This is a genomic window from Streptomyces stelliscabiei (assembly GCF_014873495.1).
Lineage (GTDB): Bacteria > Actinomycetota > Actinomycetes > Streptomycetales > Streptomycetaceae > Streptomyces > Streptomyces bottropensis.
In genome coordinates this window covers 9,331,633-9,344,428 of the sequence record NZ_JADBGF010000001.1, presented here as the reverse complement: position 1 = coordinate 9,344,428, position 12,796 = coordinate 9,331,633, and the positions used below count along the sequence as shown (strand labels likewise).

At 74.0% G+C, this 12,796-nt stretch carries 11 protein-coding genes; 5 read left to right on the top strand and 6 right to left on the bottom strand.

The window, feature by feature from the left end; all coding sequences use genetic code 11:
• Nucleotides 1–2: 2 nt before the first annotated feature.
• The 3 genes from H4687_RS40810 to H4687_RS40800 form a co-directional block, all read right to left on the bottom strand.
• Complete coding sequence (locus H4687_RS40810) at nucleotides 3–668, bottom strand: response regulator transcription factor (protein ID WP_046916508.1); 666 nt, start codon at nucleotides 666–668, stop codon at nucleotides 3–5.
• Nucleotides 665–1,909: a sensor histidine kinase gene (locus tag H4687_RS40805; RefSeq protein WP_078907358.1), complete on the bottom strand. Its 1,245-nt coding sequence runs from the start codon at nucleotides 1,907–1,909 to the stop codon at nucleotides 665–667. Before H4687_RS40805 ends, H4687_RS40810 begins: the two co-directional genes overlap by 4 nt.
• A gap of 103 nt (nucleotides 1,910–2,012) precedes the next feature.
• The gene (locus H4687_RS40800; RefSeq protein ID WP_046916510.1) at nucleotides 2,013–3,161 is read right to left on the bottom strand and encodes an ABC transporter substrate-binding protein; all 1,149 of its coding nucleotides are present in this window, start codon (nucleotides 3,159–3,161) and stop codon (nucleotides 2,013–2,015) included.
• 349 nt (nucleotides 3,162–3,510) lie between these two features.
• Here H4687_RS40800 and H4687_RS40795 point away from each other — a divergent pair, with 349 nt between their 5' ends.
• The gene (locus tag H4687_RS40795) at nucleotides 3,511–4,302 is read left to right on the top strand and encodes an MBL fold metallo-hydrolase (protein WP_046916511.1); all 792 of its coding nucleotides are present in this window, start codon (nucleotides 3,511–3,513) and stop codon (nucleotides 4,300–4,302) included.
• On the opposite strand, the gene H4687_RS40790 is transcribed toward H4687_RS40795, so the two are convergent.
• Together H4687_RS40790 and H4687_RS40785 are read right to left on the bottom strand one after the other, a co-directional pair.
• Nucleotides 4,292–4,879 (bottom strand): flavoprotein, encoded by a 588-nt coding sequence (locus H4687_RS40790; RefSeq protein WP_046916512.1) that lies wholly within the window; start codon nucleotides 4,877–4,879, stop codon nucleotides 4,292–4,294. The two genes, H4687_RS40795 and H4687_RS40790, sit on opposite strands and share 11 nt — an antisense overlap.
• 23 nt (nucleotides 4,880–4,902) lie before the next feature.
• Nucleotides 4,903–5,931, bottom strand: a complete 1,029-nt coding sequence (locus tag H4687_RS40785; protein WP_046916513.1) for a helix-turn-helix transcriptional regulator — start codon at nucleotides 5,929–5,931, stop codon at nucleotides 4,903–4,905.
• Nucleotides 5,932–6,228: 297 nt separating this feature from the next.
• Between H4687_RS40785 and H4687_RS40780 the strand changes: the two genes are divergently transcribed.
• From H4687_RS40780 to H4687_RS40765, 4 genes are all read left to right on the top strand, one after another.
• Nucleotides 6,229–7,266, top strand: a complete 1,038-nt coding sequence (locus tag H4687_RS40780) for a sugar ABC transporter substrate-binding protein (protein WP_046916514.1) — start codon at nucleotides 6,229–6,231, stop codon at nucleotides 7,264–7,266.
• Between the two features lie 18 nt (nucleotides 7,267–7,284).
• Nucleotides 7,285–9,006, top strand: coding sequence for a sugar ABC transporter ATP-binding protein (locus H4687_RS40775; RefSeq protein ID WP_167358647.1), 1,722 nt, complete (start codon nucleotides 7,285–7,287; stop codon nucleotides 9,004–9,006).
• Nucleotides 9,003–9,995: an ABC transporter permease gene (locus H4687_RS40770; RefSeq protein ID WP_046917666.1), complete on the top strand. Its 993-nt coding sequence runs from the start codon at nucleotides 9,003–9,005 to the stop codon at nucleotides 9,993–9,995. Before H4687_RS40775 ends, H4687_RS40770 begins: the two co-directional genes overlap by 4 nt.
• A gap of 79 nt (nucleotides 9,996–10,074) precedes the next feature.
• Nucleotides 10,075–11,772: an amidohydrolase gene (locus H4687_RS40765; RefSeq protein WP_046917667.1), complete on the top strand. Its 1,698-nt coding sequence runs from the start codon at nucleotides 10,075–10,077 to the stop codon at nucleotides 11,770–11,772.
• 61 nt (nucleotides 11,773–11,833) lie between these two features.
• Here the strand turns inward: H4687_RS40765 and H4687_RS40760 are convergent, their stop codons facing one another.
• The gene (locus tag H4687_RS40760) at nucleotides 11,834–12,775 is read right to left on the bottom strand and encodes an LLM class flavin-dependent oxidoreductase (RefSeq protein WP_046917668.1); all 942 of its coding nucleotides are present in this window, start codon (nucleotides 12,773–12,775) and stop codon (nucleotides 11,834–11,836) included.
• Nucleotides 12,776–12,796 lie beyond the last annotated feature (21 nt).

Sequence of the window (12,796 nt, the reverse complement as noted above, 5' to 3'; positions counted from 1 at the left end):
TCTCAGCCCAGTTCGAGCAGCCCCCGCCGGACCGCCTCGGACACCGTGCTCGCCCGGTTCTCGGTGCCGAGCTTGCGGTAGACGCGGACCAGATGGGTCTTGATCGTGGCCTCGGTGAGGTGGAGGGCGGCGGCGATGGCCCGGTTGCTGCGGCCCAGCGCCAGCAGCCGTACGACCTCGATCTCCCGGTCGCTCAGGGCGGCGCCCGGATCGGCCAGGTGCCCGGCGAGGTGTCCGGCGGCCTCGGGGGCGAGTCCCATGCCGCCGGCCGCCGCGGCGCGCACGGCCCGGAACAGCTCCTCGGGCGGGCCCGCCTTGAGGACGTAGCCGCGGGCGCCGGCCTCCATGGCCCGTACGACATCGCCCTGGGTGCCGGAGCCGGTGAGGACGACGACCCTGCTGCCGGGAGCCTCGGCGATGATGCGCCGGGTCGCGTCCAGCCCGTCGAGCCGTCGGCCGGAGGCCGTGTCGCCGGTCAGGCGGAGGTCCATCAGCACCACGTCGGGGCCGAGCCGTACGGCCAGCCGTACGCCCTCCTCGCCGTCGCCGGTCTCGCCGACGACGTCGAAGCCGGGCTCACCGCCGAGAAGGGCGCGCAGGCCAGCCCGTACGACCCTGTGGTCGTCCACGATGAGCACGCGCAGCGGGGTGGCGTCCGGGGCGGTCACCGGTCGCCCGCCGGGCCGGCCAGGGCGAGGGAGCCCACGGGGAGACTGGCACGGGCCAGGGTGCCGCGGCCGGGTGCGCTGCGGACGGTGAGCGAGCCGCCGAGGGCGCCCAGGCGCTCCCGGCCGCCGGTCAGACCGAGGCCCCGGTCGCACCGCGTCGCCGTCGTCGCCCTCGTGTCGAAGCCCACGCCGTCGTCCCGGACCTCGACGGTGACGGTCGTGTCGTCGCGGTGGTCGAGGGTGACCCAGACGTGCCGGGCGCGGGCGTGCTCACAGGCGTTGGCGAGCAGGCCCTGGGCGACGCGGAGCAGGGCGGCGGCCCGGTCGTGCGGCAGGTCGCCCGGCTCGCCCTCGGTGCGGAACACCACCCGTGACGACGTGGCCGTGGTGCGGGTGCAGAGGGTGCGCAGCGCGGTGGAGAGGTCGTCGTGCTCCAGGGCGGGCGGGGTGAGGTCGCTGATGATGGTGCGGGTCTCGGCGAGGTTGGTGTCCAGTGCGTCGACGACCGTGCGGACCTGGGCCCTGGCGAGGTCGGGGCGGCGGTCCCAGTCGCGGTCGGCGGCCTGGAGGAGCATACGGCTGCCGGCGAGTTCCTGGGCGAGGGTGTCGTGCAGGTCGCGGGCGATCCGGGCGCGCTCGGCGAGCCGGCCGGCCTCGCGCTGGCCCCGTGCCAACTCGGCGCGGGTGCGCCGCAGTTCGCCGAGGAGTCGCTGCTGGGCCCGGTAGAGGGCGACCGTGGCCCACAGCGCGGCGGTCGGCGGGAGGAGCTGTTCGGGATGGACGGTCCCGGTGGTCCGGGCGATCAGCAGGACGAGCGGCACGGTGATCACGCCGACGACGGCGAGTGCCGTACGGCCCGTGAACATGCGCAGGGCGAGGATCGCGAGCGGGAGCGCCAGCCAGGTGTAGGCGGTGGCGGCCGGGGTCGGCATCTCCCAGGAGACCCGGCACCACAGCGCCAGCAGCGCGCCGAACCACACAGGCCTGCCCCACCGGCCGAGCCGGTCCCGGAGGGCGAGCCCGGCCACGTACCCGACCGCCAACAGCGCGATGAGCGGGACCAGTTCCCAGCACAGCGCGGAGTTCAGGTCGACGAGGCGGACGACTCCGCCGACGACGACGGTCAGGAACAGCAGGTCCGGCAGCCGGCGCACCGGCAGTGGACCTCGGTGCGGGACGGCGGGGGCGGCGATGGCGGGCACGGCGGCGGCGATTCCCTCTACGACGGTCCGGACGGGCACGGGGCTGACGGGCACGGGGCTGGCGGGGCCAGCCGAGTGTAGACAGTGACACGTGTGTCCGGAGTAAAGGAAAGCGCCGTACCCGCCGTGTCCGGCGGGGTGGTCACCGCCCGGGGTGCAGACCCAGGACTCCCGGGGTCGGATCGCCCTTGACCTCGCCGAAGTAGAGCGCGAAGGTCTGCTTCCACCGCTCGACCTGGGCGCGGTCCTCCATGAACCGGGGGAAGCCGTCGAGGTGCGCGTTCGGGTAGGTCCAGACGGGCTTCAGACCGCCGGCGGGCGTGATGTCGGTGCGGACGGACCAGCCGTTGAAGGCGCCCTGCTGACGTTCGGCGGACAGTGCCCAGTTGAGGTACAGCTTGGCGGCGGTGGGGTGGGCGGCCTTACTGAGGATCGCGGCGCGCTGGCCCCAGGCCATGAAGGGGTGTCCGTCGGCCACGGCGAAGCGGGTCGCGGCGGTGGAGGGGGCGGTCAGCGAACCGGACCCGCCGACGCCGATGGCCTTCTTCCTGCCGTTGACCGCGACACCCGGGGTGTGCGAACCGCGGTTGAACTGCGGCTGCTGGGCGGCGAACTTCGCGATCCAGTCCCAGCCGTAGGCCTCCTGGTAGAGGGAGTAGAGGTAGAGCACCGCGTCGTCGTCGTGCGGGTAGGAGGAGGCGATGGCGTCCTTCCAGCGCGGGTCGACCAGCTCCTGCGGCGACTTGGGGGCGTTCCCGGCGACGGCGTCGACGCCGTACATGTAGCTGAAGGCGATGACGGCGACGGCCGTCCACGCGCCCTGCGGGTCGCGGAAGTCCTTGTACAGCTGGGAGAAACCGGCGGGCTTGTACGGCAGCAGCTTGCCCTGGCTCTTCCAGCGGGTGAAGTCCTGCAGTGTCTGGAGCTGGACGAGGTCCGGGACCAGGCTGTCGGTCGCGAGCTGGTTGTCGACCCGGACGTCGTGGTACTTGCTGTAGTCCACGACCATCGTCAGGTCGATGTCCGGGAAGCGCGTGCGGAACGCCTGGGCCGTGAAGTCCTGCTGGGTGGCGGTGTCGCCGCCCGCGTAGATCACGAGCTTGCCGCCCTCGGCGACGGCGTCGCGGTACAGCTCGTCGAGGGAGCGGGTCTCCTCCGGGCCCGGCGCCGCCGTACGGGAGCCGGCCGCCGACGCGGTGGCGGCCTGGGCGGCGCCGGTCGCGGCGAGGCCGCCGAGCGCGGCGCCCGCTCCGGTGGTGAGAATGCGTCGCCTGCTGAAACTGCTGGCCATGGGGGAAGGTCCTTTCAGGGCGTGACTCGACGGCGGTGCCGCTGCGGCGGCACCGTAAGTCTGTGATCGACGGCGTCCGCCGCGCGTCCCCCGGAAGCCGAGACCCTGTTCAACCGTTCGGTTGAACAGGTCACGGGGCAGGACGCGCACCCGGTCCCCGCGCCCCACGCCGATCCCCTCGTACCGCCCCGACCCGATGTCCTCGTACGACGGGCGGCCCACTGGTTGAATGAGGCGGCTCCCCCGCGTCCCCCGCGCGGGACTCCGCTCCTCGTCCCCAGCGGAGGTCTCAACTCACCATCGCTCAGGCCCTGTTCACCTCGTTCCAGTCGCTGGAAGGGAACTCCGGATGACCGGCGTCCGCGTCACGCACATAGGCGGCCCGACCACCCTGATCGAGATCGGCGGGCTGCGCCTGCTCACCGACCCGACGTTCGACCCGCCGGGCCGCCGCTACGCCTTCGGCTGGGGCACGTCGTCCCGCAAGACCGCCGGGCCCGCGCTGCCGGCCGCCGAACTGCCCCCGGTGCACGCGGTGCTGCTCACCCACGACCATCACGGCGACAACCTCGACGACGCGGGCCGGGCCCTGCTGCCGGGCGCCGGGACCGTGCTCACCACCCCGTCCGGGGCCCGGCGGCTCGGCGGCAACGCACGCGGGCTCGCCCCCTGGGACACCTGGCAGCTGTCCGCCCCCGACGGCACGGCCGTCGAGGTGACCGCCACCCCCGCCCGGCACGGCCCGCCACTGTCCCGTCCGATCGTCGGCGAGGTCACCGGCTTCGCCCTCGGCTGGCCGGGCCAGCGGCACGGGGTGCTGTGGATCTCCGGCGACACGGTCGTCTTCGAGGGCGTACGGGAGGTCGGCCGCCGCCTGACCGTGGGCACCGCGCTGCTCCACCTCGGCGGCGTCGGCTTCCCCGTCACGGGGCCGCTCCGCTACACGATGACCGCCGCCGGGGCCGTCGAGGTCTGCCGGCTGCTCCGTCCCCGTACCGTCGCGCCCGTGCACTACGAAGGGTGGAGTCACTTCCGCGAGCCCCGGGCGGCGGCCGAGCGGACTCTGGCCGGGGCCCCGGCCGAGGTGCGCGACGCCTTCCGCTGGCTGCCGCCGGGGACGGCGACGGACATCAGCGTGTGAGGGACGCGCCCCCGCCGTCCTCCTCCAGCAGGTCCAGTGCGCGTTCCCAGTGGAACTCCCCGCGCCCGCCGTCCTCCTCGGCCCCGCCCGCGTACGGATCGCCGAACCGGACGCCCATGCCGCGCAGCCGGTCCAGGCTCGCGCGGTACGCCGGGTGGGCCGCGAGCGCGTCGGCCACGCAGGGCAGGACGGCGATCGGGACCCCGAGGCCGGACGCCTCGCACAGGGTGCCGACCGCGAGGGTGTCGGCCAGACCGGCGGCCCATTTGTTGACGGTGTTGAAGGTGGCCGGCGCGACGACGACGGCGTCCGGCGGCGGGAAGGGGCGCGGATCGCCCGGCCGGCGCCAGGCGGAGCGGATCGGGCGGCCGGTCCGCGCCTCGACCGCCGCCGCGTCGAAGAAACCGTCCAGGGCGAGGGGTGTCGCGATGACCCCGACCTCCCAGTCGCGCTCCTGCGCGACGGTGATCAGCTTGTTGACCTCCACCGCGATGCCGGCGGCGCAGACGACGACGTAGAGGAAGGGTTTTCCGCCCTGTCCGGACCGGGCCTCGGCCGTGTTCGCGGTGGCAGTCACCCGTCGACCCTACTCAACCCGGCTCACCCGCCGGGCGGTCTCTCGACGAAGCGTTCGACGTCCTCGGCGGTCGGCCGGAGAACTCCGTCACGGACGGCGAGGGCCGTGGCCTCGGCGCGGGAGGCGGCGCCGGTCTTGCGCAGCAGATGCTCGACGTGGGTGTGCACGGTACGCGGGGACAGGAACAGCGCCTGGGCGATGGCCTGGTTCGTCTGGCCGGTGGCCGCGCGGGTGAGCACCTCCAGCTCCCGCGGACTGAGCCCGTACGGCAGCGGGGCGGGCGTCTCGTGCACGAGGACCGCCGGGCGTACGACGGCCGAACCGAGCGTGTGGCGGCGGACGGTGACCCGGTACCACTCGGCCCCGAGCGGCCAGAGCAGGCGCAGCCGGGTGCCGTGCGAGTCGGCGAAGGCACGCAGCAGGCGGCGGAACTCGGTGTCCCGCAGGACCAGGGCGGGGTCCCGGCCGGGGAGTTCGAGGATGTCGTCGGCGACGACCAGGTTCGCGCGGCCCTCCGCGGGGAGGTCGGGGAGGGCGCCCGCGTGCGCGGTGGGGTCGGCGAGGACGCCGAGGGCGGGCAGCAGCGAGGCCAGCAGCCGGCGGGTGCCGGTGTCGTAGGCGTCGGGGGTCGCGGTGGACAGGGTGATCAGACCGACGAGGCGGCCGTGGTGGCGCAGGGCGCCCGTGACCGCGTCGCGGACGCCCGCCGGGCGCATGCGTTCGGCGTAGAACCAGCCGTCGCGGTAGCGCTGGCCCGGGTCCTCGACGTCCTCGCAGATGGAGGGCGGGATCTCGCTGCGCAGGACGTTGGCGTACCAGGGGGTCGAGACGAACTCGGCGGCGAGGGCCGCGGAGACGTCGGCGTCGTAGCCGACGCCGGCGACCTGGACGTGGGTGCCGGTGACCGGGTCGATCTCCAGGAGGGTGGCGGCGTCGAGGGGCAGGGCGCGGCCGAGCTGATGGAGGGCCTCGGCGCAGGCGGAGGCGGTGTCGCGTTCGCGGGTGAGCATGCCGATGCGGGCGGCGGCGGCGATCTGGTGATGGGTGAGCATGCGCGCCTCCCGGGGACGCCCCGAGACCGGGTCAGGTCTTTTGGGCCCTAACGATAAGGGGCGGCAGTTAGGTGGACAAGGCACGCACCGGGCCGGGGCGCCCGTGAGCCCCCGCCGCTCGCAGTCGGTATTTGTACGGATGGTGGGGCGGGGCGCCGGGGGTCTTTCCTGTTCGGCACAGCACTCGCCCTCGGCACCGCACTCGCCCTCGGCACCGCACCCGCTTCGGCACCGTACTCGCCCTCGGCAAACACGTCGCCCGCCCTCGGCGCCCCCGCCCCCTTGGAGATCCCCGCCATGACCAGACGCCCCCTTTCCGTCACCCCGGCCTCGCGCAGGCAGTTCCTCGCGTGGTCCGCCGGAGCGCTCACCGCGACCGGACTGGCCGCCACGGGCTGCAGCGCACCGGAGAGCGGCTCCGGTGCGGCGAAGGCGGCGGACGCCTCCCCCGCCGCCAGGAAGCTCACGCAGATCGGCCTCGACTACCCCTTCACCCAGATCCCGCTCTACAGCACCCTGGTCAAGCTCTCGACGGCCGCCGCGAAGAAGCACGACGTCAAGCTGCTGACGACGAGCGACGCGAGCAACCCCGACACCCAGGCCAGCAACCTCAACGCCTGGGTCACGCAGAAGACGCAGGCCATCGTGTCGTTCCCGATGGTCTTCGAGGCCACCGAGGCGATCGCCAAGGCCGCGCTCGACGCCGGCCTGATCTGGGTGACGTACGGCGGCACGCTGGAGAGCCAGAGCGCCGACATCCGGTTCAGCTTCCGCGAGAGCGGCACGCTGCTCGGCGAGTCGGCCGCGAAGTGGGCCAACGAGGAGCTGAACGGGAAGGGCAAGATCGCCTTCCTGGTCGACAACACGATCGACCTGGGCCGGGAGCGCACCAAGGGCATGATCGACGCGTTCACCAAGCTCGCGCCCGGTGTCGACGTGGTGGCGCAGGAGCAGGCCATCGACCCCGACACGGGTCTGTCGAAGTCCACCGCCCTGCTCGCCAAGCACCGCGATCTGAACATCATCCTCGGCATCACGGACGCGGCGGCGTACGGCGGGTTCAAGGCGCTGCAGCAGACCGGGCGGAAGAACGGCGACAAGAGGACGTTCGTCGGCGGCCAGGACGGCTCGGCCCCCTCCCTCCTCGCCATCAAGCAGGGCACGTTCTACCGGGCCTCCGCCGCCCTCGCCCCGCTGGACATCGCCAACGCCATCGTCGACGTGCCCCTCGCGGTCGCCGCCGGGAAGGCGGACCCGAGCGTCGACGTGCCGGTCAAGCTGATCCAGCGCGGCGACACGGCGGAGATCGACGCGCTGCTCGCCCAGAACGGGTAGGGCCGCGCGATGGCCGACATGAACGACACGCGCGGGGTGACCGGAGCGGCGAACCCGCCGAATCTGCGGATCACCTCCCTGAGCAAGTCCTTCGGCGGTGTGCGGGCGCTGGACGAGGTGGACCTGACCGTGCCCGCCGGGCAGGTCCACGCCCTGCTCGGGCACAACGGCGCCGGCAAGTCCACCCTGATCAAGTGTCTCGGCGGGGCGTTCCCCCCGGACGCCGGGACGATCGAGGTGGGCGGTGTGCCCCACGCCCGGCTCAGTCCGCGCGAGTCGATCGCGGCCGGGGTGGCGATCATCTTCCAGACGCTCAGCGTCGTGGACTCACTGACCGTCGCCGAGAACATCTTCCTCGGCCAGGAATGGACCCGGTACGGCCGGATCGACCGCCGGGCCCAGGAGAAGGTGGCCGCCGAACTCCTGGACCGGGTCGCCGCGAGCTGCTCGCCGCGCGACCGGGTGGGTGAACTGCCCATGGGCCAGAGGCAGGTGGTCGAGATCGCCAAGGCCCTCAGCCGCAGCGCCTCGGTCCTGGTCCTGGACGAGCCCACGGCCGCCCTCTCCGGCACCGAGAGCGACGCCCTCGCCACCCGGGTGGAGGACCTGCGCACCCAGGGCCTCGCGATCGTCTACGTCACCCACCTCCTGGCGGAGGTCGAACGCCTGGCCGACGCGGTGACCGTGCTCCGCGACGGCCGGGTCGCCCACCACGCGGCGACGGGGAGCCACCACCGCCGGGACCTGGTGGAGGCGATCACGGGAGGGCGGGGGGCCGGGCGGGCGGGCGCCGGCGGACAGGGGCCGGCCGCGGCCCGCGGACCGTACGACGGGCCGGTGCCCCGTGCGGGCGCCGGTGCGGCTGTGGACGCGGGGGGACCGGCGAAGGTCCCCGACAGCGGTTCCGGGGGCCCCTCGCCCGCCACGTCCCCCGCCCGCCTCACCCTGCGCGGTCTGCGCGGCCCCGGCTTCGGGCCCGTCGATCTGACCGTCGCCGAGGGCGAGATCGTCGGGCTGTACGGGCTCATCGGGTCCGGGCGTACGCGGGTGCTGGAGACCCTGTTCGGCAGGCGCCGCGCGTCCGGCGGGTCGGTCCAGGTCGGTGAGCGGGCCGTCTCCGCGACCCGACCCGCCGACGCGCTGGCCGCCGGAATCGCGCTCGTACCGGCCGACCGGCGGGCGCAGGGGCTGTTCGCGGGGCTGAGCGCGCAGGACAACGTGCTGCTGCCGAGTGTGCGCACGCTCGCCCGGCGCGGGGTGCGGGCCCTCGGGGCCGAGCGGCGGGTGTTCGGTTCGCTCGCCGAGTCGGTCGGGCTGCGGCCCGCGCGCCCGGGGCTGCCGGCCTCGGCGTTCTCCGGCGGCAACCAGCAGAAACTGCTGCTCGGCCGCTGGATCAACGAGGCACGGGCCGTCGACGTCCTGCTCCTCGACGAACCGACCCAGGGCGTCGACGTCGGCGCCCGGCAGGAGATCTACGACGTCGTGTCCTCGCTCGCCGGACAGCGCGGCACGGCCGTGCTGTTCGCGTCCAGCGACCCGGAGGAGGCGGCCGTTCTCGCCCACCGCTGTCTGGTGGTCGACCGGGGCCGGATCGTCGCCGAACTCTCCGGAACCGGCCTCACCGAGGAGGCCCTGCTGGCCGCCGTCCATGACGCGGGACCGGCGGCACGGCGGCCGTCCCACCCGCCGGACGGCGATCCGTCCGCGCCCCCCGCACCGTCCCACGAAGGAGCAGCATGACCACCGTGACCGCCGCCGAGCGCGTCGCCCCCGGCCCGCGCGCGCTGGCCGCGCAGGGCCTCGCGAGCCTGCGGCGCCATCCCCTGATCGTCGTCCTGACCCTGCTGGTGCTGGGGTTCCAGGTGTCCACCGGTAGCTTCCTCGACCCCGGCAACCTGCGCGGGATCGCCACCGACGCGGCCGCCCTCGCGATCGTCGCCGTGCCCCTGGCCCTGCTGGTCATCAGCGGCTACCTGGATCTGTCGGTCGGCTCGACGCTGGCGCTCGGCGCCCTCACGGCGGGCTGGCTCGCGGGTGAGCGGGCCCAGTCGCCCGTGGTCGCCGTCCTCGGGGCACTGGCCGTCGGCGCGGCGGTCGGCGCCGTGAACGGGGTGCTCTGCTGCTACCTCGGACTGTCGCCGTTCATCGTGACGCTGGGCATGCTGGCGGCCGTACGAGGCCTCGCCCAACAGCTCTTCCCGCTGCCGCTGAGCGGCTTCGGCGACGGTTTCGCCTGGCTGGGCGGGGCGCGGATCGCCGGGATCGCGGCGCCCGTGGTCGTCGCCGCCGCCGTCCTGGTCGCCGGGGCCCTGTTCCTGGCGTACACACCGACCGGCCGCCATGTGTTCGCGATCGGTGTGAACCGGGAGGCCGCGTACCTCTCCGGCATCGACGTCCGCCGTACGCCGTTCGCGCTGTTCGTGGTCACGGGTACGGCCGCCGCGCTGGCCGGGGCGATCAAGGCGTCCGTGCTGGACAGCGTGGTCGCCGGCACCTCGGGCACGGGCTTCGAACTGACCGTGCTCACGGCGGTGCTGCTGGGCGGGGTCGCGCTGAGCGGCGGGTCCGGTTCGGTTCTCGGGGTGCTGCTCGGCGTGCTGTTCCTGGGCTGCCTGCAGAACGGGCTGACACTGCTGAGCGTGCCGACGTTCTGGCAGCAGATGGCCCAGGGCGTTGCTTTGGTGGCGGGCGCCGCGCTCGCCTGCTTCGGCCCACGGACGACCCGGTGACCGGCGCGCCCGGCGCCCCTCGGCCGTCCGGTTCTCCCCCACACCCGCAAGCACACCCAGACACCCCCGAGAGGTCCTCGTGAGCGACACGTCCCCCACCCTCGTCCTGACCGGCGGTCAGGTCATCACCGTCGACGCCGGATTCACGGTCGCCGAGGGTGTGGCCGTGCGCGGGCGGGAGATCGTCGCGGTCGGCACGGACACCGCGATGCGTGCCCTGGCCGGACCGGCGACGCGGATCGTCGAACTGGCCGGGCGGACCGTGCTGCCGGGCATCAACGACTCGCATCTGCACGGCGCCGCGTACGGGCTGTCCAAGCCGCCGTTCGCCCTCGACGTCGGCCACCCGGCGGTCGGCTCGATCGCCGACATCGCCGCGACGGTGGGCGCGGCGGTGCGCGCCGCCGCGCCCGGTGAGTGGATCGTCGGCCTGGGCTGGGACCCCGGCTATCTCGCCGAGTGCCTCGCCGATCCGGGCCGTCTCCCGCACCGGGCCGACCTGGACGCGGTGGCGCCCGACCACCCCGTCTGCCTGACCGACTTCTCGCAGCACATGGTGTGGGCCAACAGCGCGGCCCTGCGCCGCTGCGGCATCGACGCCGAGACGCGGGCACCCGACGGCGGGATCGTCGACCGGGACGCCGACGGCTCGCCCACCGGCATCCTGCGCGAGGCGGCCGGTGTCCTGCTGCAGGCCGCTCTGCCCTCCCCCACCGTCGCCCAGCGCCGCCGGGCCATCAGGAACGTCGTCGCCGAACTCCACGCGCGCGGCATCACCAGCTACACCGAGCCGGGCCTCGGCCCCGGCGGCTCCGAGACCCTGTTCGGCGGGCTGAGCACCGACAACTGGACCGCCTACGCCGACCTGGCCGCGAGCGGCGGTCTGCACGCCCGGGTCAGCGTCCTGCTGCTGCCCGCGCCGATCGGCGGCTCCGCCGACGACGTCCGCAAGGGCCTCGCCGAACTCCACCGCCCCGAGTCCGCGGACCCCCGGCTGCTGAACGCCATCGGCGTGAAGATCTTCGCCGACGGGGTGCCCCCGAACCGTACGGCCTGGATGAACGAGCCCTACGCGGACGGCGGCCACGGCTCTCTGTGTGTGCACGGACGCACGCCCGAGCTGCAGGTGGACGAACTGTTCGACATGATCCGGGTCGCCCACGAGGCCGGCTACCAGCTGGGCGTGCATGTCACCGGCGACCGGGCCATCGACCTGGTGGTGGACGCGTTCGTGGCGGCCCAGGAGGCCGTGCCGCGCGCCGACGCCCGGCACTACGTCATCCACGGCGACTTCATCGGCGCCGACAGCCTCGCCCGGCTCGCCGCGCACGGTTACGGGGTGAACATGAACCCGGCCATCAAGTGGACGATCTCCGACCTGATGGCGGAGGTCGTGGGCACGGAGCGCTCGGCGTACCAGTGGCCCGCGCGTTCGGCCTTCGACGCGGGCCTCGCGGTGTGCGCCAGCTCGGACGCGCCGATCACCGAGCCCGACTGGCGCCAGGGCGTCGCCGGGATGCTGCTGCGCGAGTCGAAGGCCAGCGGCCGGGTCAGCGGTCCCGAGCAGCGCGTGGAACTCGCCGAGGCGTTGCGGGCGTACACCATCAACCCGGCGCGGCAGGACTTCGCCGAGGAGTGGAAGGGGTCCGTGGAGGTGGGCAAGGTGGCCGACCTGTGCGTCCTGGACCGGCCGCTGCTGGACCTCGACCCGCACGAGATCACCGAGGTCGGCGTGGACATGACGGTGTTCGACGGCGGGGTCGTCTTCGAGCGCTGAGCGGCGGGGTGCGGGCCCGGGGCCGGTGTCGCGAGCGCGGCACCGGCCCCGCGCCGTGTGCTCATCCCGTCAGCGCCTCCACCCGGCGCATGACCTCCTTGCAGAAGGCGCCCACGCCGTCGGGGTCGTCGATGAACTGGTTCGGCTTGACGCAGAAGGTCGTGAAGCCCTGTTCCAGCTGTTCCGGCAGCGAGGCGAGGGCCGCGCCGAGGTCCGCCGGGGCGTGGTCGTCGGGGAAGACCGCCTGGGTGCCGCCGATCATCTCCAGGTCGGCGGTGTTCCGTCCGGCGGCGGTCATCGCCTCGTCGAGCGCCGTGAGGTCGTCCGGGGTGGGCCGTCCGAGGGGGTGGAAGCCGTGGCCGTACCGGACGAGCCGGCGCAGTACGGGGCCGTGCAGGCGCTGCCCGCCGAACCACAGCCTCGGGCCCTCGGGGCGGTACGCCTTGGGCTCGAAGTAGACGTCCCGGAAGGGGTAGTGCTCGCTGTCGTGGGAGATCGGGGACGGCCCCCAGGCCTTCGCCCAGACCTCCAGGTGCTCGTCGAGCAGCCGGCCGCGCCTGCCGAAGGGCACGCCGAGGGCGTCGTACTCGTCCTTGCTCCAGCTGACCGTGGGCTGCACCAGCAGCCGTCCCTCGCTGAGCAGATCGAGGGTGCCCAGCTCCCGGGCCATCAGCAGGGGGTGGCGCAGCGGGGCGAGGACGGCCGCGGCGGCCAGGCGCAGGCGCTCGGTGACGGAGGCGATGGAGGCGAGGAGGAGAAGGGAGTGGGGCCAGGGGGTGTAGGGGTCCTGGTTGCCGGGGAGGGCGTAGTCGCGGGGGTTGCCCATGATCCCGTCGGCGGCGGCGTCGGGTCCGAGCACGATGTGTTCGCTGACCATGACGGAGTCGAACCCGGCGTCCTCGGCCTCACGGGCCCACCGTACGGCGGCGGGCAGGTCGGCCCGGCCGCCGGTCAGGGTCCAGTTCTCGCTGAGGACCAGCAGCATGCGGGGGGTGGTGCTCATGACGGTTTCCCTCTCCTCCGT